The sequence below is a fragment of the Photobacterium piscicola genome, from assembly GCF_046058925.1.
Lineage (GTDB): Bacteria > Pseudomonadota > Gammaproteobacteria > Enterobacterales > Vibrionaceae > Photobacterium > Photobacterium piscicola.
The window spans coordinates 873773-898060 of record NZ_CP175535.1; the positions used below are offsets into that span (position 1 = coordinate 873773).

Sequence of the window (24288 nt, forward strand, 5' to 3'; positions counted from 1 at the left end):
AATATTTACAAATGGTTTGAATAATGACATAGGCTGTTAACAGCAGGGTAATGGCGAGAGGGGTGATTAAACAGGTACAAATACGCTCAGCACAATGGCTTTAAGCGTACCTGTCTTTGTTGATGTTTAGCGTTGCTCTAGCGGATATGAACGATAACTCCATAAGCCATAAACACGTAATGCATCACGGTAAATACCAAGTAGCTCTTTGTCAGAGGGAATCGTTAATTCCGCCAATGGTTTATCTTCAACACTGACACTGTCAAAACTAATACCACGAGGTCCTGTTTGCCAACTGGCAATATCAAATAAAGTTTGTCCTCGTCTAACATGACTAGCCGAACTTACAAGCGTCGCATGATCAATTTTGTGTCGCGCTAAGGCATAACTGACATACAGCGCATTTTCAACAGTGCTGCGTGCGTAATTATCCTCAATGATACGATGTGGAGATATACCGTGTTTAATTAACCAGTCAGCCATAAGTTTACCTTCAGTGTTATGATTTTGAGGTACACCGCCAGTGACAATAATAAGAGAGTTAGGGGATTGCTCTGCAAGTGTTAATGTGAGTTTTAGGCGTTGAATAAGAATCTTATTCATTGTTCCGTTAGGATTTAGTGCATAACCTAAGGTAATGATAGCTGTATTACCGTTATAAGGTTTGGTAACCATTGTTTTTAGCGGTGTGGCAATAACGTGATCGACGGTATTTATAATGTGTTCTATATCAGCTTGACGGCCAGGGTTTAGGGATGTAAGTTTAGCCATCTGTTTTATAGAGGCTGCATTATTGCCTTTAAAGTTTTGCCATACCGCAAGATATGAAAGGATATCAATATCATCAGGCGCAGTCGCTTGTGCTTGTTTAAAGAGTGTAATTGCCCGATCAACGTTACCGTTATATATTTGTGCATTTGCAGCTGAAATAAGTAAATCAGTACGATAAGGTTCGAGTTGATAAGCCTCTAATAAGCATGACGTTACTATTTCAAGATTACTGGGTATTTTTGCTGTAAAACCGGCATGGGAAATGCGAGTCGGAGATTGAAAAGCAATAAGTGCGTCGGTGAGTAGTTGATTAACAACTTGACGTTTGGTGGTATATGAGGAAAGGTCCGTCGTAGAAGCAATACTTTTAGGTGTGACTAAATCATTAGCCTGCGAAAAAGTAGAATTTAAACAAAAAAGGCATCCAATAAGCAGTGACGCTGTGTTTTTTTTCATCATTATTTAAGTGTAATTGTTTTAGGTCTAAATATACTTAATTGAGATGATAAAAAATGTGATCGTTTCGTGATATTTTTTGTGAAAAAATTGTGTATTTTAATGGTGAGATCATTGTCTCATTAATGTTTATTTATTTGTAATGCTCCGCTGGGAATAGTGTTAACGGGTTATTTCTACTGCTATGTAACCAATATAGACCTGAATTTTCATTTAAAATAAGTTTTAATCGCTTTTGAGCTACCAAGATGTAATCATAATGAACGTTATTATTTTTATACATATCTGTTTGATTATCGTCACTTGAAAAAATAATCGCTTTGTTGTTACTTAAATTAGTATTATTTTGATAAGCCCAATGGAAAACTTTTGGTGTTATTTTTAATGTTGCAATAAATTGTGAATCTTTTTTTGTTACTGTTAATGACTCCGCAGAGAGTGATAATGCTTGATAACGGCCAGTTTCACTATTGGTAATAAAATTAACTTTTGAATAATCAAATACATTACTTTTACCTGTTGGGGAGATATAAAAGTTTGATATCTTTGAAATCATGCCGCTGTTACTAATATATGAACGATAGACAATCGATAGGGGTTCACGCATTAAATCGGAATCATTTCCAATTTTTTCATGAAAGCGTTTTTTATTATCGGCTATATTTTGAACGAAATTTTCCCATGCATCAGGTGCGATTTTGTAACTAAAATCAGTTCTTGGTTTACATTGGTTTGTGTCTACCATTATTTGACACCAAGCAATAGAATAATAATCATGTGATTTGTAAAAATATATTTTTTGGTTCTTGTCTGCTTGTGCTGAAAAAATAGCTTTAGCCTTGTTTCTTAAATCGACTTGTTGTTCTAAATTCTTAGTAATAAAGGTAATATTATTGGAGCCAATATTTTCATGTTCAATTAAGAAATTGGTAGGATTTATTTGAGACGGAGACATATACCATGCACAACTACTAAATAATATAGTAGTAATTATACCTAAAGAAATAATAGTTTTTTTATTAATCTTACGAATAACATTGTTTGTTTTTTGTTCGGTTAGATCAACTTCTTCACGAGTAAATTCACGAATTTGATAACCAACTCGTGGTAATGTTTCAATAACATCACCTTTATTTTTTTCATTAAGTTTAACGCGTAATGCTCTAATTACTTGAAATAAAGATGCTTCTGTAACGATACGATCGGGCCAGCCAACTTTTAATAGGTCATCTTTAGTGACTGGCGTGCTATGGTTCTCAATCAGATGGCTTAAAATATATTGTTCTGACAAATTCAACTTGAGCGTGGATTCAGACGTTTTAAGTACACCTTGACTTGCTATAAAGCATACTTTTGTCCTAAATCTTATTTGCTCAGTATTTGCCATCTATAAACCTCAAATGTTTTCTTAATTTTTTATTCTATCATAAAAGCGGATAATATAACTTATAGGTGTTAAAAGTCATATTTAATGGTTTTAACAGGCTAATAGTATTAACTATGGATATAAAACACAATATTTATAATTGCTATTTATCTGATAAATAAAAGATAATCGTTTAATGATATAATTATAAATTAATAATAAACAGGAATATACCCAATAAGCACGGCTTATGTTGTCAGAGATTGTTTTTTATCAATAATTGAGCGTATATGACGTAATTTTGACAGTGGCTATTCTTCATTTTGAGTATCTATATATAGCTGATGTTGTGATGAGAAAGAAAGAAAGAGCTCGACGCTCTTTCTTTTCATATTAATTATCGTAGTAATAATGATTACTTTTGAAAAATTTCAGTAAACTCGCGCTTCATTGGTGGGTTACGACGCGCTTTTTTCAATTGCTTACACATGTCTTTTACGCAGTTAGCTAATACTTTATCAAGCATTGATGCTTTGTATTCCGCTTGCTCTTCTGCACTCATATCTTCTGGGAATTTGGTCTCTTGCATCTCACCAAGAAAATCAACGCCAGAGTAGCTTTGACTTAATGCAACTAGGGAGTGGAATTGCTCAAAATTATCCAAAACATTTTGTGCGCTTGCTGGTAATGTATTCCATGCTTCACGTGATGTAGGCTCTGATACCTTATAAACGTTTACAAGCATATCAATCAACTCTGCTGGCACTTCTTCAAATGTGACTACTTGGCGAAGTTCTGGAGAACAGTCATCTAATGTATATACTGTCTCTTCGATGATTTGCTCTTCGTTATTATTAATTTCAGACATAGTTTTTCCTAACGCATTGTGTTTTGAGAGGAGGAATCCTATATTCCTACTGATAAATGTCAATATATGATTATAAAAGTCATAATAAAATTTATTTTAGTGAATAGTCATGGTGTAATCACGCTGTTAAGTTTTTTTTTTATAAAAAAAATATATGGCATGAAGAATGCAATATGTTTTATATTGTATGGTTACAATCGTAAAGGATTTAATATGGGAATGATGCGGATTTTAATTGCCGATGATGTCGCCAGTGAACGACTATATTTAGCGGCATGTCTAACAAACCTAGGTCATCATGTTAAGTCAGTATCATCAGCCGCGGAGTTATTGAAGTGTTATTCAGCATTTCAGCCTGATCTGTTATTAGTTGATATTGAAATGCCGCAACAAAATGGCATTGAATTAGTACATACAATTCGGTATCAATATCCAGAGTGGGTGCCCGTAATTTTTCTAAGTGGTATAAATGATCCTCATATTATTGCAAAAGCTATTGATGTTGGTGGGGATGATTATTTAGTTAAACCTGTAAATCCTATTATATTAGCGGCGAAAATGCAGGCAATGAGCCGTATAGCGGTGATGAGGCAGCGGTTAGAGCATACAACAACACAGTTACAGAAAGTAAATAAATTATTGTTAGAACAAGCAAATAAAGATCCATTGACGACACTTGCTAATCGTCGTTATCTGGATCAAAAATTAACTGAATTTATTGCGTTACATGGTCGAAATAATTTGCCGCTGACGATTATTTTACTCGATGTTGATTTTTTTAAGCTCTTTAATGACTATCAGGGACATATCGAAGGTGACAATTGTCTTAAATTATTGTCATCATGTTTGAAAAAAACATTCAATAGAGCGGGGGAGATTTGTGGTCGCTATGGTGGTGAAGAATTTATTATCTTAATTTGTAATTGTAATGAAAAACAAGCAATTAAAGAGTGTCAGCGTTTAAAAAATGCGATAAAGAAGTTAGCGATACTACATAGTCATTCATTAATTAGTGATCAACTAACTGTAAGTCAAGGGGCGATTTCATGGGTTCCAACGGGCTTAGAATTAGTTGAACATTTATATCAAGCGGTTGATACATTATTATATCAAGCGAAGGATAATGGACGAGATCAATTTGTCACTGCGGAATATCCATATTCTTTAGTGAGTCATAATGAAAACTAACTTTTACTTTGCTGTGGTCAAAAGTCATGATTTTGAGAGCCTAACTACTTGCTGGTAAAGATAAATGTGCTAATCTTCTAAGAGTATTTTGACACTGTATTGTAGTAATGGCTTTTCAGTGATGAGTGTCGAGATCTTACGTTTATGAATAAAGCCATTGGGTGAGATGAATAGGATGATCATGGATATGCAATTAACAGAACAACAGGCTCGAGTGATTGGTTGCTTACTTGAGAAAGAAATTACTACTCCAGATCAATACCCATTAACGCTTAATGCGTTGACGACAGCATGTAATCAAAAATCAAGTCGTGAGCCTGTAATGGCGCTCGATGAAGCAACAGTACTTGATACAATTGAAGAACTGAAAGAAAAGCGGATGGTGAGCGACGTATCCAGTTTTGGTAGTCGTGTTTCTAAATTTCAGCATCGTTTTTGTAATACTGAATTTGGTTCATTACAGTTCACTAAACAAGAACTAGCAGCCATGATTGTATTGCTATTACGTGGCCCTCAAAGTGCTGGTGAAATTCGTACTCGAACTAACCGGTTATGTGATTTTGCTGACACACAAGAAGCTGAAGCGGTATTAGAGCTATTGGCATCGGCAGATAAGGGACCTTATGTTGTTAAGTTACCTAAAGAATCAGGAAAACGTGATTGTCGTTATGTGCACTTACTCAGTGGTGATATTGATATTGACAATTACACGCCAGCTAAATCGGTAGTAGCGGGTAGTGCTATCAATGAAGAACGAATTAACGCATTAGAATTAGATGTTGAACAATTAAAGCAACAACTCGTTGAATTACAATTAATGTTAGAATCATTAACAGAGTAGTTTCTATTATTTAAGAATACTGGTAGATTGTCTCGCCAGTTTTGCTGTAGCTTTGATTGTTTATATAGGCTCAACATTGTATGTTGGGCCTGTTTATTTTTGGGCCAGTTATTATGTCAACCACTCCTTGGTTTGTTTATCTTATTCGGACCCATAAAGGGATGCTTTATTGTGGCGTTACTGTTGATGTTTGTCGTCGTTTTGAAGAGCATCAACACAGTAAAAAAGGGGCCAAATATCTCAAGGGAAAAGGGCCTTTAACATTGATGTGGTCACAGCAAGTGAACTGTAAACGTGATGCGATGCAGTTTGAATATCATATTAAAAAACGATTAACAAAAGCACAAAAAGAAGATCTCATCCAACAAGATATATCGTTATATACATTGTTTTCAGATTAAGACGATATTCATATTTTTTGTGCAGACAATAAGCGTATGTGCAAATATTTGCACTTGTTATTTAGTAATAATTTAAAGGGTTACCCATGGCGATCAGTGCCACTATATATAAAGTAAACATGAACGTAGCAGACATGGATCGCCATGTTTATCTTGATGGTCAACATACTGTTGCTTGTCATCCATCAGAAACATTACAACGCTTCATGCTGCGAGTGCTTGCTTGGGGATTAAATGCAGATCCAGAATTACAATTTACTAAAGGTGTAAGTTCTGCAGAAGAGCCTGATTTATGGACTAAAAACTTAGTTGATGAAATTGAATTATGGGTAGAGTTGGGTTTACCTGACGAAAAACGTATTCGCAAGGCGTCACATCGCGCCAAGAAAGTGATTGTTTATGCTTATGGTGATCATGCTGCTCCTGTATGGTGGCAAGCGAATAAAACCAAAATTAATGCATTAAGTAATGTATCTGTAGTCTTTATTCGTGATGAAGAATTAAAAAGCCTAGAGACATTGGTTGAGCGTTCAATGCAATTGCAGTTAACGATTGAAAGTGAGCAAGCGTGGTTAAGCGACCAACATGGCACTAGCATTGCTATTTTACCTGAATGGTGGCAACGCTAATCGTTCTCGTGAGATAAATAGGCGATAATTGGATGAGTGGAGTAAGTGTAAGCTTGCTCCACTTTTTTATGTTCAAAATAGCATTGTGTATTTTTATTGAGTACGACAAAGCCATCCTTGTTGATATGCTATACATTAGTGTCTGGTGTTTAGGATATTAAAATACGACTTATTATGGGATTAATATTTTGCATATTAGCAATCCGCAAATTATTATTTAATTTTTCGTTATTGAAAGACAATCTTTAACGTTATATTTTATTATAAAGGCTCATTATTTTAATAGCCTATGTTTTAAATATAATCTATTGATACAAAGGGATTGATTATGTCTTCAGGAATTTATCGTTCAGCTAAAATCATTTGGGATTATCATTTATTGCAACAATCATTAGTAAAAAGTGATTGTTTGTTTGTACTGTGCAGTAATGATATTAGAGTTGCAGAATATGCCGCTCAATTATTTATGAAAGGCTATGCACCTTGTATTGTGTTCTCTGGCAATGTTGGTGAACTTACTCAGGGTTTATTTCCATGCGCAGAAGCTGAACATTTTGCGAATATTGCTCGTGAAATGGGGGTGCCAAATGATTGTATTTATATTGAGCCTGTAGCGACAAATACTGGCGAAAATATAATTAAAACGCGTGAGTTACTCATGGAGAAAAACCTTGATCCTCAGCGATTTATTTTGGTTCAAAAGCCATTCATGGAACGTCGAACGCTCGCTACATTTGAAAAATTGTGGCCAAATAAAACAGCACAAGTAACATCACCGTCATTAACATTTGATGAGTTTGCGAATGATGTGATTAGCTATGGTGATATGATCAATGTGATGGTAGGAGATTTACAACGTATTCGTTACTATCCCACATTAGGTTTTTCAACTGAGCAAGTTATTCCTGCTGAAGTATGGCAAGCTTATGAAAATTTAGTCGCGGCAGGTTTTGATGAACATTTAGCTGCAGAGATTCCTCGATAGTGAATCATACGTAAATAAAAAGGCGTGTTTCTTTAGTTAGGAAACACGCCTTTTTGTAGAGTATAACATCATAAAGTAGTAATGACTGCGTTGTGAGGATTAACCTGCAGCCACGTTATCTTCAGGATAACGCAGTAATGTTGGTTTTGGACGCGCTAACATATAAGCCAGTGTTAGTGGGCCAAGACGACCAATAATCATCACGATGATAATGATATATTTACCCGGTTCCGACAGTGTTGCCGTTAAGCCTGCGGTTACACCAACAGTTGCAAAGGCTGAAATAGTTTCAAACATCACCTCATAGAAAGGTGCCTTCTCTGTTAGCATTAGTGCAAACATCGCGATCAACAATACAATGCCACTCACCACAATAATGGCTAATGATTTTGTTACTGTTTGATTTGATATTGTACGCTTAAAAAGTACAACACGATCACGCTGCTTTAAGAATGACCACGTAGCTAAAATAGCCACAACAAAGGTAGAAACTTTTATACCACCACCAGTTGATGTCGGGCCTGCACCAATAAGCATTAATAGCATTAGGACTAATAAACCGGGCTCAGTAAACGCACCAATATTGACACTATTAAAGCCAGCGGTACGCACTGTTGCTGATTGGAAGAATGCAGCCAGCCATTGTCCTGAAGTATTCAAGCTTCCAAGTGTTTGCATATTATCGTGTTCAAGTAACCAAATCATCACTGTACCTGACAATAATAATATGGGTGTTGCAATAATCATTATTTTTGAATGCAGTGATAAAAAATGGAAACCACGATGTAAATTACGTTGTAAATCTGAAATAACAGTAAAGCCTAAACCACCTAAGATAAATAACATCGCAACAGTAATGATTACTAATGGATCATCAACATATTGAGTTAAGTTATCTGAAAAAAGTGAGAAACCGGCGTTATTAAACGCTGAAATAGCATGGAAAACGGCAGTAAAAAGCCCTTTATCCCATCCCATCATTGGTACCCAGCGTAGTGATAGAAAAAAAGTACCAATTAATTCACAGACAATAACAAAGATAATAATGTGCTTAACGAGTAAACGAATATTGATGAATTTTTCTTGCCCGAGTTGCTCTTTTGTTAGCGATTGTTGGCGTAGGCTAACGCGTAAGCCAAACATATATAACAAAACAGCAGATAAGGTCATTTGTCCAAGACCACCAATCTGCATTAAGATCATCAATAATACTTTACCACTGGTGGAAAAGTGAGTCCCAGTATCGACAACGCCTAATCCCGTAACACTGATAGCAGATGTTGCGGTGAACAAAGCATCAACAAAACTGAGTCCTGATACAGAAAAGACGGGTAATGTTAATAAAATTGCGCCAGGGATCAAAATAGCCAAAAAACTAAAGATGATAATTTTTGGCTCAGACCACCGTTTATCGCGCTTATTTGTTTTTATTGGGACATACATTGTCCGATTCGGGATAAAACTCATAACTTTCTTAATGTTTCTGATAGTACATCTTCAGGACCAGTAATAATAAGGATATCACCAACTTGCATTTCCATATCCATATCAGGAGCCTTACGTACTTCAGGGCCACGTTTAAGTGCTAAGACTTGTGTTTCATCGCTGCTTGCACAAGGATGTTTCGAGATAGGTTTACCCATATTACGAGCTGTAACTACAACTTCAGCTAATGAAATACCACTGCCTAATTCTGAAAATTCAAAGACACGTTTATCGAGCATGTTACGTGCAATACGAATACCCATATCCAGTTCAGGTCTTATGATTTTATCAGCGCCAATTTTTGAAAGGATTTTACAATGTGGAGTATCTTTGGCTTTGACCCAGACCGTTTTTACACCGGCATCTTTTAGCAAGAGGGTAGTTAATATATTGGCATTAATGTCATCACCAATAGCAACCATGACTAAATCATAATCATCAAGTTTTAATTCTGCAATAGTCGCTTCATTTGAACAGTCAGCAACGACAGCTTGTGTTGCAATATCTGCGGCTTGACGAACACATGTTTCATTAATATCTATAGCTAATACTTGTGCTCCACGTTCGCTAAGCTCTTCACACAGAGACATACCAAAGCGGCCAAGGCCAATAACAGCAAACTGCTTGTCTTCAGGATTCATTTTTTTTCCCCACATTACTTTAGTGTAATGCTTTATTTGTTTTGTTGTTGATTGTAAAAACATTAAGTTAACAAATTAGCCATTACTATGCTATCTGAGCGTCCTTGTCGTTATGTCATTTTGTGTTATGACGATATACATAGAAACATCAAATTCCAGTTAGATATAATTTTTCGGATATTGCTCGCATTTTTTAGGTAATTCAAGTTAGTGAATCATGTTCATTGTTTATGATTTATTTTACAAAAACAATAGGGTGACCATAACTATTTGATTAAAAATGTTTTTTTATTGATTATGTAAATTTTACTTAATCTAAGTATTGAAAATAGTAATCTTATATTTAGCTCTAAATATGATATTTACATAATATATGCTGAATTATCAGCCTATATAATACGGTCTTTTATTATTGATAATAGTGAAAAAGAAGGATTATATAGGCTCTATATTTAGTTTAAATTAAAATAAACGTAAATAACCATTATTTTGTCAACGGTTAGTCAGGGAATAAAAAAAGTTTACTAGACGTAAACAACTAGTTCGTTTTTTTACAAATATACGCGAAGATTCTTGCAATAATAAAACCACAAATCAGACCACCGGTATTAGCTGCTAAGTCAAGCCATTCACCAAAACGATGAACGTAAGGTTGAATTAATTCAATCGCACCACTCCAACAAAAGAAAAATACAGCGATCCATTGCCATTGTTTTGGTTTAACAAAAGCCACCGCAAACATTAGTGTTGCATAAGCAATAAAGTGGTGGGTTTTATCTGTTCCTGAGACTGTGGGTAATTCTGCTTGTGGTGTTAAAGATAAGACAGTAATTAAAGCAAGGATCAAAATGCTAATTAGTTTCCAATGCGAGTAAAAAAATTGGCTAAAGCGTGACATAGTCGATAAGTCTCATAAGAAAATATTCTATAAATTATATCTTTGCTGATCGGTGATAACAACTGTAATACTGCAGGGTGGTCTATGCTAGGAAGAATGCGATAACGGTTGTATCAAATTTATTTATATTAGTATTAAGAATAATTGAATAGAGAATAACAATAGTAACATTCTATTATGGGAGGATATTGTTAGTTTAGATGGTATTAGGTATGTCTAAAGTTCATATATCTCAATTATTTTATACCTTTCAACGAGCGTTATCTGTCATGGTTGTTGGTGAAGCAATCGAGGCCAGAACCTTTAAAAAAGATCGTGGTATTTTAGTATTAAAGCTAGATGCAAAAAATTTCGTATTTAAGCAATTTGGTTTTGATTCTCAAACATTGACGCTCAATAATGTAAGTTTACTCAAGCAGTTAAAAAAATCGATTATAAAAGAGTTCCCGCGTAGCAATATGGCATGGATTGTTCATTTTGAGGGAGTAACGTCTCTTGAGTCACTCACAGTCGCTCATCATCCGCAACAATGCTTGTTTTAAATAAAAAAACGCTTAATCATGATGATTAAGCGTTTTTAGTACACTATTTAAGATATCAATATTAGTTATAGTGTTGCTTTTATCCATACCATACGGTGATCAGAAGAAACGTCTTTACCTTTGCCTTTTGTACCAATTCGATCATCATTAACAAGTAAGCGACCTTGTTCGTCATGTGCTGGCCAATATACGCCAGAGTCAACGATAGTCATATTATGAGATGGAATAGCATGATCGACTTGTAAACCAAAGTTACTGGTTAAGCGGTTAGGATAAGGGTTATCTTGACGACATTCTTTATCACTGTAGCAACTTTCAGCGCCTAAACTCGTTGGCGTTAATGCTCCATCACTTGCCTGTTGGTTAACACGATGATGCATTAATAAGCTTTCAATGGTTTGGCGATAACCATCACCAGCATAGGGATCGGCATTTAAATCACCAACAATCACAAATTTTTCATCTTCCGCAAGGCCACCCGTTGTGCCTTTATCATCATAAATAAAGTCACCACTTGTAATGTAGTTATTCCAGAATTGGATTTCATCACGGTTCTTCATTTTATTATTTTGAGTCACGGTATCAAATACTGGAGGGGTTGGGTGTGACATCAAAATATGAATAGTTTGTTCACCATTCGCTGTTGGAATAATGATGGGTGCATCTACGTGATTTTTTGATGATAAGCGTAGTTGCTGCCATTCATCAGCAGTGTACCATTTATCGCTACATGCCATACCGTCTGGAATTGGGTTCTTGGCATCATTACAATTGGTGATTATTGGGTTTTCAGCTGACGGAAGATCTTTCCATTTAAAGGTTTGGAATGTACGTGTCTTTGCTGTATCAATTTTATATTGAGACATCAATGCGAAGCCGTATTGGCCGTGATAGACACCAAATCCCCATGCATCATTGGGGCCTGAATTTACTTTGCCATCATTATTAAGGTCTAAGCCACTCATTAAACCGGTGTTAGTGGCATAGCTTTCAAAAAAAGGATATTTAATGGGGTCTAATGTATCGCCACCAGTAATGCTGTTAGGACTTTGTCCAATGGATAAATAATTATTTTGAAAGCCAGTCAATGCCGCTGTATTTTCACCCGTTCCATCATTATTAAATTCAGCTAATAAAATAACATTTGGGCGTTTTGTTTGAATAATTGCCGCGACATTACGGATTTGAATAATTTTCAGTGCTTTGTCTGTTTGGGCACTAGTTAGCGTCTTGGTGTTAAAACCATCGATTAATATTTGTTGTTCTGCTGGTGATGTTTGCATTTCATCAACCAGTTGTTCAAAACTATTACGATCAAACGAAAGATTAAAAGTTGCGACAGTGACATCGTTAGCTGTAGGTGTAATGTCATTGGTATTATGATTATTACACCCAGCTAATAATGCTGAAGTAATGGCAATCGCAGCAAGACGTTTAATTAATTTCATAAATAATCTCAGTAATTTAGCAACACGCTGTTCATTGGAGGAGAGCGTGCAGTATACTGATGGTTTTATTAATAATAGTGATCGCTATAGCACTTCCTTGCAATTAATACGCCCATGGTATGGGGAAATTAATAACTCTGGAACTAAGATCAAAATATGATTAAACGTTATTTATGATTGGTTAAGCTATGCGCTGCAGTTGTTAATGCTGCATCTAGTTCTGCATTAGTGATTCTATTGACAGCCAGATCAAAATTATCATAAAAACTAGGAATAGAGAGCGATGCTTTCACAATTCCTGCAAAGTAAGGTGCTGAGTTAACTGCTGCTGTTAATACAGTGTTAGCGCCACCAGGACCCGGTGATGTTGCCAATAATAACATAGGTTTATTTTGGTAAACTTTAGGCTCAATGCGTGATGCCCAATCAAATAGGTTCTTATATGCAGCAGTGTATGAACCATTATGTTCTGCAAACGATATAATAACGGCATCAGCTTCAGCTATACGATTTAGGAAGTCTTGTGCTAGTGCTGGAATCCCCGTTTCTGTCTCACGATCAATACTATAAAGCGGCATTTCGAAATCATTAATATCTAAGATATCCACATTTGCATCCGTAACTAATGATGCGGCATATGTTGCGAGATGTTTATTGATTGATTGACGGCTGCTACTTGCTGCTAAGGTCAATAATTTCATTTAAGTTCCTTGTAACGTACATTACGTTGTTATCAATAATAAGGTTAGGTAATAAATCCCTAAGTGCGTGGATTAAGTGTATATTAGTGTCTAAATATAATTAATAGCATAAAAGTGTTTTAACTATTTCCATATGACTAATAATAAATTGTTTGATGGTATTGTCGTCTTTGTTCAAGTTATAAAAAGTAGGGGCTTTGCCGCTGCTGCGGAGGCTTTAGGGCATTCTAATTCTTATATAAGTAAAGAGATCAATAAACTTGAGGCTCGTTTAGGGGTTCGTTTATTGAATCGTACGACACGATCTATCGCGTTAACGCCTGAGGGCGAGGTCTATTATCAAGAGTGTTTGCAATTGGTCATGGATGCTGAACAAGCGCTGGGTTTGATGTCACAAAATAGTGTAAACCCTAAAGGTACACTTAAAATAAGTTGCCCTGTATGGTTAGGATCTCAATATTTACAGCAGGTATTTAGTGAGTTTTTAACGCTGTATCCAGAAATGCAGTTAGATATAGACTTGAGTGATAAAACAGTGGATGTTGTTGCTGATGGGTATGATCTTGCTATTCGTGCTTCAGCGATGTTAGCGGAATCGAGTTTAATTTGTAAACGCCTTTTTAGTTGTAAAATTCATACAGTGGCATCGCCTGAATATTTACGCCAATATGGCACGCCAACACACCCATCTGAATTACATCAACATCATTGTCTTTGCTACAGTAACTTAAAACAGGCCAATCGCTGGCAATATACCGATGCGGAAGATAAAGTCTTTAATGTTGATGTTCAACAAAAGTTACGCTGTAATAATACGCCGATGACTGTGGCAATGGCAGTGGATGGCATGGGTATTTGTCACGTGCCTGCTTTTTATATTGAGCCACAATTGCAATGTGGTGAATTAACGATTCTATTGTCTGAATTTGATAAGACATTGGTGAATGTGTATGTTGTTTATCCAAGCAGAAAACATTTATCAGCCAAGGTAAGGCGATTTATTGACTTATTAGAAGGTAGAATGAGCAATTAACAGTAGCTTAAGTATTTAGACGTAAAATTTTACATTATTTACCTTTTATTTTTACGTTTTAGTGATATTTTCTAGCGCTTAATAAGCTTATTTGTATATTATTTTAAAATAGTGATTTTTTAGGAAATGGATAACCATAATGAATAATGAAATTCGCCTTCGTGCCTTAGAACAAACTGATTTACGTTTTATTCATCAGCTAAACAATAACCGTGCCATCATGTCTTATTGGTTTGAAGAGCCGTATGAGTCATTTTATGAGCTGGAAGAGCTATATCGCAAGCATATTCACGATAGCACTGAGCGACGTTTTATTGCTGAAAATAATGATAAAGAGTCAATTGGACTGGTTGAATTAGTTGAAATTAATAGTATTCATCGCAGTGCTGAATTTCAGATCATCATTGCTCCTGATTTTCAAGGTAATGGTTATGCGCGCGCATTAATTAATCGTGCGTTGAATTACGCCTTTACTATTTTGAATCTACACAAAGTTTATTTGCATGTAGCAACAGCAAATGAAAAAGCCATTTATTTATATGAAGAATGTGGTTTTATTGAAGAAGGCCACCTAGTAAAAGAAATCTTTATTAATGGGCAATACACTGATGTAAAACGTATGTACATGCTTCAAGATGAATATCTTGCGAGTCGTAACAAATAATTTTCACACCCAGACAGTGCAATATTGTCTGGGTGATTTAGACTAATGGTTGCATGAGAATAAAGTTATACCGGTTCGTAATGAGATGAAGGGGCTGAAGCCTCTGATTGCCATAATGGTTTCTTTTTCATGACTTGTGAAAAAATAGGATCTTGGTAATGCTGATCTAGCCATGCTTTTAATTTAGGGTAGGGAGCGTGGCGAAACCATTGTCGCTCAACATGAGAAAATTGACGAATAAAGGGCAAAATAGCGTAGTCTGCGAGGCTTGGATTATCACACATAAAGAAGCGGTGTTTATTTAATCGCAACTCAAGATCATCAAGAAAAGATTGGCATAAATGACGGTAAAGCACACCATCAGGATTGTGGTAGCGTATATTTGCTTTGTAGTGTTCTAATGCCGCAATATATTTACAATCATTACGTGCAATAAGATTGATCATATCAGTGAATAAATGTGTACTATCTGCCAATAATAAATTGTGCGGATCGTGCTGATTTAAAGCCCATACCATAATTGATAAGCTTTCATCAATATAATCACCATTACTTAAGACTAATAGCGGAACGGTCCCTTTTGGCGTAATGCTAAGCATTTCAGCGGGTTTATCTGTGAGTGAAATATCACGTATGTCTATTTCTTGCTCGGCAAGTCGTAGGCCTAACCGCGCTCTAATGGCATAGGGGCATTGACGTAGCGTGTACAGTATTGGTCGCGTCATTTTATCCCTCCGAAAATTCCGTCCTTAATGGGGTAAGTTTAGTGCAAATCTTGATAATTGATAAATTTAACGTATTCAACTGTATTGTTATTAGAGATAGTGATACTACTATTTGCACATGCTTATTTTCATTATTCACTACCGCTAGATATATCATGTAGCGAATATTATAGAGGAATATTATGAGCGATTTGTTGATAGCAAGCAGACTTGAGCAATATCGTCAGCGTCAATATGATGCTTTTATGCAGCAACTGATGCCGATGGTTGAAGATCGTATCGCTGCCCTAAAAAAAGTAAAACAATTAATCATTCAGCATCAAGCTCAGATTTGCGAAGCGATTGCGGCTGATTTTGGTTGTCGCTCTGCAAGTGAAACCGCATTATTAGAAATATTTACGTCTTTAGCATCGATAAACGATGCAATTAAACATGTAAAGACGTGGATGAAGCCTCAGCGTCGACATACTTCTTTATGGTTCAAACCCGCAATAAACAGTGTTATTCCACAACCTTTAGGGGTTGTCGGCATTATTGTTCCTTGGAATTATCCGCTTTTTTTGACTATTGCACCGATGGTTGCCGCACTCGCTGCAGGTAATCGTGTGATGGTTAAAATGTCAGAAAATTCTCAACATCTATGTCAGCTATTACAACAATTATTTGCGGCTGATTTTAGTAATGATCATATTTGTATTGTTGCAGAAGAAGGGCAAACAGGGATTGCTTTTTCACAATTAAAATTTGATCACCTTATTTTTACGGGTTCAACGACCACAGGTAAGGCTGTTATGGCAGCAGCTGCTACTAATTTAGTGCCTGTGACGTTAGAACTTGGTGGTAAATCGCCGGTTATTTTGGTCGATGATTATGATGTGAAGATAGCATTATCTCGTATTCTGGGTGGTAAGGTTTATAACAGCGGTCAAACCTGTGTTGCTCCTGATTATATGTTGATCCCACAAGCATTAGAAGGTGAGGTAATTCGTCAAGCTCAAGCTATTATGGCACAGCGGTTTACCGATATTTCCCACTCTGACTATACCTCGATTATTGATGACGCTTCTTTTTGTCGTTTATGTGATACCGCTCAAGACGCGATTGAGCTGGGGGCAACGGTGGTGAATTTGATTCCTCAGTCTGAGCCTAATTCACAACAACGTAAATTTCCGTTACAGCTTGTTTGTCAACCAACAGACGCGATGGTAGTGATGCAGCGTGAAATCTTCGGGCCATTATTGCCAATAGTGACTTATCAAACACTTCAACAAGCCTTGGACTATATTAATGCGCGAGAGCGACCATTAGCGCTGTATTTATTCAGTAATGATAAAGCGGTACAGCAGCAAGTATTAAACCAAACGCGTTCAGGTGGGGTTGCAATCAATGATGTTATGTTACATGTCGCGCAGGATGATTTACCTTTTGGTGGCATAGGCCATAGCGGTATGGGACATTATCACGGTCGAGAAGGGTTTGAACAGCTATCAAAAATGCGTCCAGTAATGCATCAAGCAGCGATAAGTTCAACTAAATATCTCTATGCACCTTATGGAAAAATCGGTAAACGGTTAATTAACTTTATTATAAATAGAAAGCTATCTCGATATGAATGAGCAAATAACAATAATGTATGTCGGATTTTGGCCTCGAGTATTAGCTAGCTTGGTTGATACTGCTATTGTCGCTTTGATTACAGCGCCACTTATGTATCTCGCGTATGGTGAAATGCACCCATCTACCGATAGTTTTGCTATTGGACCGATGGATATAATGATCAATTATTTATTACCGTTTGTGGGGGTGATTTTATTTTGGATTTATAAATCAGCCACACCAGGGAAAATGGTCATTAAAGCGCAGATAGTTGATGCTAACACTGGTAACAAACCCAGTGTGAAACAATCGGTGATACGTTATTTAGGCTATTTTGTGTCAACTATTCCCTTGGGATTGGGTTTGATGTGGGTTGGCTGGGATAAGAGAAAGCAAGGCTGGCATGATAAATTAGCCAATACTGTTGTGGTTAACTCATTATAATAGAACAATAAAACTATCGATGTCATACAAGAAAGCCCCTGCTGATAATATCAACAGGGGCTTTCTTTATTCTCAATACAGTAAGAATTACTTCTTAGTGTAAGCTGAGATGATCACCATTTGCACACCGTCAGCACGACCTTGGATGTGAAGTGGGTTATCAGTCAAGCTGATGTTACGTACTGGCGTACCACGTTTGATAACCATGCTTGAACCTTTAACTGGTAGATCTTTAATGATAGTTACGCTATCACCAGCTTGAAGGATTGCACCGTTCGCATCACGAGTAGGGATTGAAGCTTGTTCTTCTTCAACAAGACCTTTTTCAGCCCATTCTTTAACGTCATCTTCTAAGTACATCATGTCAACGAGATCCATTGCCCAATCAGTTTTAGTTGAAAGACGCTTAAGCTGGCGATATACCATAACTTGAACAGCAGGAACCTGACTCCACATGGTGTCGTTTAGACAACGCCAATGGTTTTCGTCAGTAGTTTCTGGATTTTCAAGCTGACCACGGCAAGTATCACAAAGTAGTACACAGCAACCCGCGCTCTTGTCTTCAGAAGCAGGAACAGCGTATACCGCTAGATTGTTTTCAGAAGAACATAGCTCACATTTTGATTCACTACGCGTTTTTAATGCTTGTTCGATAGTCATGGGAATTGTCCATTGATTTATTGTGCCAATATTATGCCGTTCTATTGTACAGAAGAAAAGCAAACATGTCCCTGATCACGAAATTTATAGTACAACAGACTGTTTAATATCCAGTGTGCTTTGTTTCATTAACCGAATTGGTTGGTTGTTGTTTCATATTTAACAATATAGATACAGAGAATATAAATAAGATAGTGTCGCAACTTATATAATATGTGAGGTAATGTTCTTTACAGTTACATGAAAAAATGAAGCTTATCGCAGTGTTCTGGTTTCGATCTGCGGCTTTAGCATGATAGAGGTAAGCTACGAGGATTGATATTAACGCAAAAAGGAAAAAGGATGTTCCAGAATAAATACAGTGCTTTGATGTTAGCCATTAGCGCAACTATAAGTATACCAGCAATAGCCTCTACGAATATATTAACGTTAACTGATGAAGTTTCATCATACGTAATTAGTGGCACTGATGCTGTTATTGCGCCAACTGATAATTTCATGGCATCGTTGATAAACAACAAAAATAATGATGCATTTTTCTGTGGTGGCACGATTATAAATGATCAATGGATATTAACTGCGGCTCATTGTGTGGTGATAGGAGAGGGCGAAAAAGCGAGAGTGACACCGCCATCCGATATCACGATCACGGTTGGGTTACTTGATAACAGACTGCCATCAGCAGAGCACAAATTTTCAGCAACCCACATAGTGGTCTATCCAAGTTATAGTCCTAATCCTACTATCAAAACAATGTCTAATGATAATGGCTCCGTTATAACAGAAGTCGTGACTACTGCATTAGATAATGACGTTGCATTGATTCGAGTAAACAATAAATTCAATGATGTTGCTTATGTTAATTTACCTACACGGGAACAATCTATTGAAATAGAAAAAGAGCTAAAAGAACAATGGGATGTAAGTGATAATTTAGGTTCAAGTAGCCATTATGAAAATCTTAAGGTTATGGGGTGGGGAGTTATTGATCCGTCTGGAAGTAACCATTCAGTTTCTGATACTTTACAACAAGCAATGTTAAGCCTATTCCCTATTGATTTATGCTATGAGCGTCTTGAAGCTAATGGTAATCCAAGTTTAATTATTGATAGCCCTGCAAATATTACTAAATTATGTGCTTTACCTCCTCATGTTTCTGGTCAAGTAAACACTATTCCTTATGGTGCTGATGCATGCTTTGGTGACAGCGGTGGTCCCATTTTAGCTCAAAACACAGATGATGAATGGTTACAATTAGGTATTGTCAGTGGTGGCTCGATGGCCGAACTTCAATGTGGTTCAATGACACAACCTGGTTTTTATGCACGAGTGGGAAACTACACCGATTGGATTGTTGAGAACAGCAATAAAGTACCGGCTCAACCTATTACTCCACCAGATTTCCTTGCTGATAAATATGACGATCAAGATGGTGATGGGTGCAATGACAGCATTTCAGCGAATAATTGTAATATAGGCAAAGATAGTGATGGTGGCGGTAGTTTCGGTTTTATAGGCTTATTATTACTTTGTTCAAGTGCGTTTTTTAGACGTTTAAGAAAGTAAGCAGAGGATTGTAACCGAGTCAAGTGAGTGTTTATGAGGTTCTAATTGTAGATTGAGACGTTATTGATGTGGAAAGTGGCTTTTTAGCTACTTTCCATTTTTTTTATAATTTAAACAATATATTGCTTTTTTCAATATTAAATTTTTATAGTGCAGGCTCTCATTTCTCAAAAGAGTACAAAGATACTTTTGTGGTTATTGTTGACTTGAAAAAATCGTCCAAATCGTATGTATAACTTACATTTTTTTAACAATCAAAGCGTTTTAAATAATAAATAAAGTAAAAATAAGTTTTATCTATTTAGTTATTAAATTTATCAATATTGAGTTTTTAAATATTTTAACTTTAATATCAATGCTTTATATTTTTATTTTGTTTTTGGTAATATATTTTCGATCAATAATATAATGTTTTATTATTTTATCCACTAAAATGCATTTATCCACAGAAGCTGTGCATAACTCTGTGGGAAATTCGCTAAAGCTAGATTTGGTGCAGCCTCTGGTAAAGTCAACAGATAGTTAATTGAATTTTGTTAATAACTATAAATTTATTGATTTAGTTCAATGATCAAACAGAAAGCGTATTTTATGTATTTGGCATTCAAATAAAGTTTAATATTTAAAATATAAAACGAAGGAAAAAAATTATTCTGAGTGGAATGTTGAATATTTGTTTCTAATTAGGAAGGGAATTATTTGCTTATAGGATTTTGTTTCATAGTATAAAAAAACCTATACCATAGAAGAATTTAGAAGCAAAATAGTGTGATCTATGCTTTGAAATGGCGGATATTTTTTTATTTTAGGCGATGAAATAATTATATTGAGCGGCTATCCATTATTGATGCAGTTATTGGTAATGGCTTCATTCCTTTACAATAGAGTCAGGTATGTCACTCTCAATTGTTCAACGTACTATTGCTGGATTTACTCTAATGCTGGTACTTATTCTCCTCCTTGGAGGCATAAGTTATGGTAATACCGACAGAATCCATAGCCGATTACAACATGTTACTGAAGTATCAACGCCTATGGTTATTTCAGCAAGCCAATTATTGGCAAGTTTGCGAGAAAATCAATTGAAGGTAATTGACTATCAAACGACCACCAATATTGGGGTGTTGGCTATAAAAAAGGCTGATGTTCAAAAAGCAGAACATGACTTTAGATTACTAGAGCAGCAAGCACAGCATTATGCGGTTGACTCAAGAGCAAAATCTGAATTAGCAACGGCATTAATAGCTGCTAATGCTTTTTTTACTTCATCAAATACTGCTATTGAACGTTATGATCAATGGCTAGCGGTTAAACGCCAACATCAACGTTTAAATCTTGAATTTATTCACCTTGAAGATACTTACCAATCAGCAGCTAACCTTCTTATTCAAAGTGCCAGTCATAAACGTTCATTGCGAAATCGTGTCGAATTAATTACTAGTGGTATTAGCCGAGATTTAAAAAATGTTCGTCGAGCGACGCCTCAAACTGATCTTAAAACATTATCGGCGGTGCTCACAAAAGATATTGAGATGGCGACACAGGGTATTGCAAGGATTGATATTGCTGAGGATGTTAAGGCACGTTATAGCAAAAATCTAAATCGTGTTTATGCGCTTACATTAGGGGCGAATAGCATGTTAGAGGTGATGGCTAAGCAACATTTATTAGCTTCACAGTTAGCCGTTTTAAATGAAAAATCAAACCAACAGGTAACAGCGACTCAACAGGCATTAACCGTATATATGGAATATGCACAAGCCAACGCTAAAGCAAGCCAACAAGCGGCGGATGAAGCGGCAAATCAAGCCATTCTAAGTATTATTATTGCCGCACTGGTATCAACGATGATTGCTGTTGTTATCGCGATCACTACTGCAAAACGTATTCACACACCGTTGGTGAGAATTAATTCAGTTCTAAAGAAAATGACTGAAGGGGATATGACACAACGTACAAATTATCATTCTGGATGTGAGTTTGGTGCGTTATCGCGATCGATTGATCAATTATCTATCAGCATGGCCGATATTTTAACTCAGATTCATATTGGCTCTGCGCATTTGGTATCAGAAGCGAACAAAACTGCGACGACGAGCGAAAAAGCGATGAATAGAGTTGAAGACCAAAAATCGCGCACGGATCAAGTTGCAGCGGCTATTTCAGAGTTGGAAGTGAGTGCAAAAGAAATATCACGTTCATCAGAACAAACCGTGGCTGAAGTCGATGAGGTGAATCAAGCGGCACAACAAGGACGAGAATTAGTCTTAACGAGCCGAACGATTACCGAACAACTTGCAGTAGAAATGACGGAAGCTGTTGCTATTACTCAAAAATTATCTGAATTCTCTAACAATATTGGCAGTATATTAGGTGTCATTCGTAGTATTGCTGAACAAACCAATTTATTAGCACTTAATGCCGCGATAGAAGCAGCAAGAGCCGGTGAACAAGGTCGTGGTTTTGCTGTTGTTGCTGATGAAGTACGGGCCTTAGCTAATCGAACGCAGCAGTCAACAGAAGAAATTCAACGAATGATAACTAATTTGCAGCAAAATGCGTTGCAGGTGTCACAGGTTATGACGCGTTCACAAATACAAACTGAACAATGTGTAGAGCAAGCTCGTTTAACGGATGTTGCTTTACAGACAATCGTTGATCGTATGCATCTTATTTTAGATATGGCGATACAAGTTGCTCATGCAACGGAAGAACAGATCTCAGTGAGCCAAGATGTTTCTGAGCACATTAATGGTATCGCGGCTGTCGCATATAACGCAGAAAATGAAGCGAGAGAATCTGCGCAAAGCAGCGAAGCATTATCGCTGCTGGCTGCTCAACAACGTCAATTGATTGAACGCTTTAAGGTCTAATTATGCAAAACTCACATATTGTTCAACGTACACGCTCAGCATCTAATAGCATCATCAAAATGGTATGCGGTGGAGTGTTATTAATCCCAAGTTTAGTTTTGGCGAATACACAATCAATCAGCGGTCAGGTTATTATTGATTCCTGGCGTAACGATAATGCTATTTGGGATAAAACAATCATTCCAGCGTTTAATCAGCATTACCCTAATATTAAAGTGACATACCGCTCACCAGTCGATCCATCAACATTTAATCAACAGCTAGATAAAGATCTTGCGCAAGGAACTGCGGGTGATCTTATTGCTTGTCGTCCATTTGATGGATCATTGGCACTCTTTCAGCAAGGGCATTTTAGTGATATTACTGAAATGCAAGGCATGGAGAATTTTCCCAGCTTTGCGTTAGGCCCATGGCAAACAGATTCAGGTGCTCAAACATTTTGCTTACCTATGGCATCGGTTATTCATGGATTTTTTTACAATAAAACTATTTTTTCAGAATTAAAACTTCAGGTGCCAGCAACGACTGTTGAATTTAAACATGTACTTGAAAAAATCAAACAAAGCCAACGTTATACACCTATTGCTTTAGGCACCAAAGACAAATGGGAAGCCGCAACGATGGGGTTTCAGAATATAGGTCCTAATTATTGGCAGGGTGAAGATGGGCGCTTAAGCTTAATTCAAGCACAAGCACGTTTCTCTGATAGCCCATATCTGAACACTTATCGCGCTTTAGCCAATTGGACACCGTATTTAGGCAGTAATTATCAGCAACGCAGTTATGCTGAAGCTATTGAGTTGTTTAAAAACGGTCAGGCTGCAATTTATCCAACAGGTTCGTGGGATATATCTACTTTTGCTAACAGTGTCGATTTTGGTGTTTTTCCACCTCCAGTCGTTAACAAAGGAGATGAATGCTATATCAGTGATCATACCGATTTGGGGATGGGACTAAACACTAAATCAGAGCAAAATGCAGCAGCAACGGCATTTCTACAATGGATGACAACCGCTGAGTTCGCAGAATTATTAACAAATGGTATTCCTGGGTTTTTCTCGTTATCTAATCACTTTTTCGATGTTAACCATCCTATTGCCAATGAAATGATGACGTGGCGTAACAGTTGTGATTCTACCATTCGTAATTCAGCTCAAATTTTATCGCGTGGCAAACCCGATTTTGAATTGCAATTATGGGAAACCAGTGTGGGAGTACTAAATGGCACCATGACCCCAGAAGAAGCGGTAATGACGGTACAAATGGGTTTAAATAGTTGGTATCAACCACAACGTGAAGCGAAGACCTTAGCTGAAATGTGCCAAGCACTAACACTACCCATAACGGTTTCCCCACCAGTGGTTAATAATTCGTTGTAGTTAGGATGGGCTTAATTGAGTCAACAATCACTTATTTGAATTGGCTAACTATACGGAGAATAACGTGATTGTTGATGCATGGTTGATATATACAGGTTAAGCATATTACTATGCTGATGTTTTTCTTT

23 protein-coding genes are annotated in these 24288 nt (G+C 36.5%); 13 read left to right on the plus strand and 10 right to left on the minus strand.

Annotated features, from left to right (window positions below; genetic code table 11):
* Positions 1 to 126 precede the first annotated feature (126 nt).
* The 3 genes from ACJZU6_RS18525 to ACJZU6_RS18535 all read right to left on the minus strand — a co-directional run bounded on the left by ACJZU6_RS18525 (position 127) and on the right by ACJZU6_RS18535 (position 3461).
* The gene (locus ACJZU6_RS18525; RefSeq protein ID WP_408901519.1) at positions 127 to 1227 is read right to left on the minus strand and encodes an ElyC/SanA/YdcF family protein; all 1101 of its coding nucleotides are present in this window, start codon (positions 1225 to 1227) and stop codon (positions 127 to 129) included.
* 133 nt (positions 1228 to 1360) lie between these two features.
* Positions 1361 to 2614, minus strand: a complete 1254-nt coding sequence (locus ACJZU6_RS18530; RefSeq protein WP_408901055.1) for a transcriptional regulator — start codon at positions 2612 to 2614, stop codon at positions 1361 to 1363.
* Positions 2615 to 3008: 394 nt separating this feature from the next.
* Entirely contained in the window at positions 3009 to 3461 is a 453-nt protein-coding gene (locus ACJZU6_RS18535; protein WP_080155858.1) for a DUF3069 domain-containing protein, read from the minus strand.
* 213 nt (positions 3462 to 3674) lie between these two features.
* Between ACJZU6_RS18535 and ACJZU6_RS18540 the strand changes: the two genes are divergently transcribed.
* The 5 genes from ACJZU6_RS18540 to ACJZU6_RS18560 all read left to right on the plus strand — a co-directional run bounded on the left by ACJZU6_RS18540 (position 3675) and on the right by ACJZU6_RS18560 (position 7505).
* The gene (locus ACJZU6_RS18540; RefSeq protein ID WP_408901056.1) at positions 3675 to 4649 is read left to right on the plus strand and encodes a diguanylate cyclase; all 975 of its coding nucleotides are present in this window, start codon (positions 3675 to 3677) and stop codon (positions 4647 to 4649) included.
* A gap of 181 nt (positions 4650 to 4830) precedes the next feature.
* A complete protein-coding gene (locus tag ACJZU6_RS18545) occupies positions 4831 to 5490 on the plus strand; it encodes a YceH family protein (RefSeq protein ID WP_199190730.1) in 660 nt (219 codons plus the stop codon).
* A gap of 113 nt (positions 5491 to 5603) precedes the next feature.
* Positions 5604 to 5891, plus strand: coding sequence for a GIY-YIG nuclease family protein (locus tag ACJZU6_RS18550; protein WP_080156538.1), 288 nt, complete (start codon positions 5604 to 5606; stop codon positions 5889 to 5891).
* A gap of 86 nt (positions 5892 to 5977) precedes the next feature.
* Positions 5978 to 6520, plus strand: a complete 543-nt coding sequence (locus ACJZU6_RS18555; protein WP_080155861.1) for a YaeQ family protein — start codon at positions 5978 to 5980, stop codon at positions 6518 to 6520.
* 328 nt (positions 6521 to 6848) lie between these two features.
* Positions 6849 to 7505, plus strand: coding sequence for a YdcF family protein (locus tag ACJZU6_RS18560; RefSeq protein WP_080155862.1), 657 nt, complete (start codon positions 6849 to 6851; stop codon positions 7503 to 7505).
* A gap of 99 nt (positions 7506 to 7604) precedes the next feature.
* On the opposite strand, the gene ACJZU6_RS18565 is transcribed toward ACJZU6_RS18560, so the two are convergent.
* The 3 genes from ACJZU6_RS18565 to ACJZU6_RS18575 form a co-directional block, all read right to left on the minus strand.
* Positions 7605 to 8972: a TrkH family potassium uptake protein gene (locus tag ACJZU6_RS18565; RefSeq protein WP_080155863.1), complete on the minus strand. Its 1368-nt coding sequence runs from the start codon at positions 8970 to 8972 to the stop codon at positions 7605 to 7607.
* Positions 8969 to 9631 carry a TrkA family potassium uptake protein gene (locus tag ACJZU6_RS18570; RefSeq protein ID WP_080156539.1) on the minus strand — a complete coding sequence of 221 codons (663 nt, stop codon included), beginning with the start codon at positions 9629 to 9631 and terminating at the stop codon, positions 8969 to 8971. The genes ACJZU6_RS18565 and ACJZU6_RS18570 overlap by 4 nt, the downstream gene beginning before the upstream one ends.
* A gap of 538 nt (positions 9632 to 10169) precedes the next feature.
* Complete coding sequence (locus ACJZU6_RS18575) at positions 10170 to 10529, minus strand: VanZ family protein (protein WP_408901057.1); 360 nt, start codon at positions 10527 to 10529, stop codon at positions 10170 to 10172.
* A 212-nt stretch (positions 10530 to 10741) separates the two neighbouring features.
* On the opposite strand from ACJZU6_RS18575, the gene ACJZU6_RS18580 reads away from it, so the two are divergent.
* Entirely contained in the window at positions 10742 to 11071 is a 330-nt protein-coding gene (locus ACJZU6_RS18580; RefSeq protein ID WP_408901058.1) for a hypothetical protein, read from the plus strand.
* Positions 11072 to 11136: 65 nt separating this feature from the next.
* Here ACJZU6_RS18580 and ACJZU6_RS18585 read toward each other — a convergent pair whose 3' ends face one another.
* Complete coding sequence (locus ACJZU6_RS18585; protein ID WP_408901059.1) at positions 11137 to 12519, minus strand: endonuclease/exonuclease/phosphatase family protein; 1383 nt, start codon at positions 12517 to 12519, stop codon at positions 11137 to 11139.
* Positions 12520 to 12686: 167 nt separating this feature from the next.
* The gene (locus ACJZU6_RS18590; RefSeq protein WP_080155867.1) at positions 12687 to 13220 is read right to left on the minus strand and encodes an NADPH-dependent FMN reductase; all 534 of its coding nucleotides are present in this window, start codon (positions 13218 to 13220) and stop codon (positions 12687 to 12689) included.
* Between the two features lie 133 nt (positions 13221 to 13353).
* Between ACJZU6_RS18590 and ACJZU6_RS18595 the strand changes: the two genes are divergently transcribed.
* Positions 13354 to 14253 carry a LysR family transcriptional regulator gene (locus ACJZU6_RS18595; RefSeq protein WP_408901060.1) on the plus strand — a complete coding sequence of 300 codons (900 nt, stop codon included), beginning with the start codon at positions 13354 to 13356 and terminating at the stop codon, positions 14251 to 14253.
* Between the two features lie 139 nt (positions 14254 to 14392).
* Positions 14393 to 14917 carry a spermidine N1-acetyltransferase gene (gene speG, locus ACJZU6_RS18600; protein ID WP_408901061.1) on the plus strand — a complete coding sequence of 175 codons (525 nt, stop codon included), beginning with the start codon at positions 14393 to 14395 and terminating at the stop codon, positions 14915 to 14917.
* Between the two features lie 65 nt (positions 14918 to 14982).
* Here the strand turns inward: speG and ACJZU6_RS18605 are convergent, their stop codons facing one another.
* Positions 14983 to 15642 (minus strand): glutathione S-transferase, encoded by a 660-nt coding sequence (locus tag ACJZU6_RS18605; RefSeq protein WP_408901062.1) that lies wholly within the window; start codon positions 15640 to 15642, stop codon positions 14983 to 14985.
* A gap of 182 nt (positions 15643 to 15824) precedes the next feature.
* Between ACJZU6_RS18605 and ACJZU6_RS18610 the strand changes: the two genes are divergently transcribed.
* Entirely contained in the window at positions 15825 to 17258 is a 1434-nt protein-coding gene (locus tag ACJZU6_RS18610; RefSeq protein ID WP_408901063.1) for a coniferyl aldehyde dehydrogenase, read from the plus strand.
* On the plus strand, positions 17251 to 17682 hold the full coding sequence (locus tag ACJZU6_RS18615; protein ID WP_107275476.1) for an RDD family protein: 432 nt from the start codon (positions 17251 to 17253) through the stop codon (positions 17680 to 17682). The genes ACJZU6_RS18610 and ACJZU6_RS18615 overlap by 8 nt, the downstream gene beginning before the upstream one ends.
* 87 nt (positions 17683 to 17769) lie before the next feature.
* On the opposite strand, the gene ACJZU6_RS18620 is transcribed toward ACJZU6_RS18615, so the two are convergent.
* A complete protein-coding gene (locus ACJZU6_RS18620; protein WP_065176687.1) occupies positions 17770 to 18342 on the minus strand; it encodes an alkylphosphonate utilization protein in 573 nt (190 codons plus the stop codon).
* A gap of 342 nt (positions 18343 to 18684) precedes the next feature.
* Here ACJZU6_RS18620 and ACJZU6_RS18625 point away from each other — a divergent pair, with 342 nt between their 5' ends.
* The 3 genes from ACJZU6_RS18625 to ACJZU6_RS18635 all read left to right on the plus strand — a co-directional run bounded on the left by ACJZU6_RS18625 (position 18685) and on the right by ACJZU6_RS18635 (position 24160).
* Positions 18685 to 19908 carry a trypsin-like serine protease gene (locus ACJZU6_RS18625; RefSeq protein WP_408901064.1) on the plus strand — a complete coding sequence of 408 codons (1224 nt, stop codon included), beginning with the start codon at positions 18685 to 18687 and terminating at the stop codon, positions 19906 to 19908.
* An 893-nt stretch (positions 19909 to 20801) separates the two neighbouring features.
* A complete protein-coding gene (locus ACJZU6_RS18630; protein WP_408901065.1) occupies positions 20802 to 22781 on the plus strand; it encodes a methyl-accepting chemotaxis protein in 1980 nt (659 codons plus the stop codon).
* A 59-nt stretch (positions 22782 to 22840) separates the two neighbouring features.
* Positions 22841 to 24160: an ABC transporter substrate-binding protein gene (locus ACJZU6_RS18635; protein ID WP_408901520.1), complete on the plus strand. Its 1320-nt coding sequence runs from the start codon at positions 22841 to 22843 to the stop codon at positions 24158 to 24160.
* The last annotated feature ends 128 nt before the right edge of the window (positions 24161 to 24288 follow it).

What these genes read in the sequence shown, in the direction of transcription:
- ACJZU6_RS18525 (WP_408901519.1), bottom strand. Translation starts at nt 1,227, where the DNA reads ATGAAAAAAAACACAGCGTCACTGCTTATTGGATGCCTTTTTTGTTTA.
- ACJZU6_RS18530 (WP_408901055.1), bottom strand. Translation starts at nt 2,614, where the DNA reads ATGGCAAATACTGAGCAAATAAGATTTAGGACAAAAGTATGCTTTATA.
- ACJZU6_RS18535 (WP_080155858.1), bottom strand. Translation starts at nt 3,461, where the DNA reads ATGTCTGAAATTAATAATAACGAAGAGCAAATCATCGAAGAGACAGTA.
- ACJZU6_RS18540 (WP_408901056.1), top strand. Translation starts at nt 3,675, where the DNA reads ATGGGAATGATGCGGATTTTAATTGCCGATGATGTCGCCAGTGAACGA.
- ACJZU6_RS18545 (WP_199190730.1), top strand. Translation starts at nt 4,831, where the DNA reads ATGGATATGCAATTAACAGAACAACAGGCTCGAGTGATTGGTTGCTTA.
- ACJZU6_RS18550 (WP_080156538.1), top strand. Translation starts at nt 5,604, where the DNA reads ATGTCAACCACTCCTTGGTTTGTTTATCTTATTCGGACCCATAAAGGG.
- ACJZU6_RS18555 (WP_080155861.1), top strand. Translation starts at nt 5,978, where the DNA reads ATGGCGATCAGTGCCACTATATATAAAGTAAACATGAACGTAGCAGAC.
- ACJZU6_RS18560 (WP_080155862.1), top strand. Translation starts at nt 6,849, where the DNA reads ATGTCTTCAGGAATTTATCGTTCAGCTAAAATCATTTGGGATTATCAT.
- ACJZU6_RS18565 (WP_080155863.1), bottom strand. Translation starts at nt 8,972, where the DNA reads ATGAGTTTTATCCCGAATCGGACAATGTATGTCCCAATAAAAACAAAT.
- ACJZU6_RS18570 (WP_080156539.1), bottom strand. Translation starts at nt 9,631, where the DNA reads ATGAATCCTGAAGACAAGCAGTTTGCTGTTATTGGCCTTGGCCGCTTT.
- ACJZU6_RS18575 (WP_408901057.1), bottom strand. Translation starts at nt 10,529, where the DNA reads ATGTCACGCTTTAGCCAATTTTTTTACTCGCATTGGAAACTAATTAGC.
- ACJZU6_RS18580 (WP_408901058.1), top strand. Translation starts at nt 10,742, where the DNA reads ATGTCTAAAGTTCATATATCTCAATTATTTTATACCTTTCAACGAGCG.
- ACJZU6_RS18585 (WP_408901059.1), bottom strand. Translation starts at nt 12,519, where the DNA reads ATGAAATTAATTAAACGTCTTGCTGCGATTGCCATTACTTCAGCATTA.
- ACJZU6_RS18590 (WP_080155867.1), bottom strand. Translation starts at nt 13,220, where the DNA reads ATGAAATTATTGACCTTAGCAGCAAGTAGCAGCCGTCAATCAATCAAT.
- ACJZU6_RS18595 (WP_408901060.1), top strand. Translation starts at nt 13,354, where the DNA reads ATGACTAATAATAAATTGTTTGATGGTATTGTCGTCTTTGTTCAAGTT.
- speG (WP_408901061.1), top strand. Translation starts at nt 14,393, where the DNA reads ATGAATAATGAAATTCGCCTTCGTGCCTTAGAACAAACTGATTTACGT.
- ACJZU6_RS18605 (WP_408901062.1), bottom strand. Translation starts at nt 15,642, where the DNA reads ATGACGCGACCAATACTGTACACGCTACGTCAATGCCCCTATGCCATT.
- ACJZU6_RS18610 (WP_408901063.1), top strand. Translation starts at nt 15,825, where the DNA reads ATGAGCGATTTGTTGATAGCAAGCAGACTTGAGCAATATCGTCAGCGT.
- ACJZU6_RS18615 (WP_107275476.1), top strand. Translation starts at nt 17,251, where the DNA reads ATGAATGAGCAAATAACAATAATGTATGTCGGATTTTGGCCTCGAGTA.
- ACJZU6_RS18620 (WP_065176687.1), bottom strand. Translation starts at nt 18,342, where the DNA reads ATGACTATCGAACAAGCATTAAAAACGCGTAGTGAATCAAAATGTGAG.
- ACJZU6_RS18625 (WP_408901064.1), top strand. Translation starts at nt 18,685, where the DNA reads ATGTTCCAGAATAAATACAGTGCTTTGATGTTAGCCATTAGCGCAACT.
- ACJZU6_RS18630 (WP_408901065.1), top strand. Translation starts at nt 20,802, where the DNA reads ATGTCACTCTCAATTGTTCAACGTACTATTGCTGGATTTACTCTAATG.
- ACJZU6_RS18635 (WP_408901520.1), top strand. Translation starts at nt 22,841, where the DNA reads ATGGTATGCGGTGGAGTGTTATTAATCCCAAGTTTAGTTTTGGCGAAT.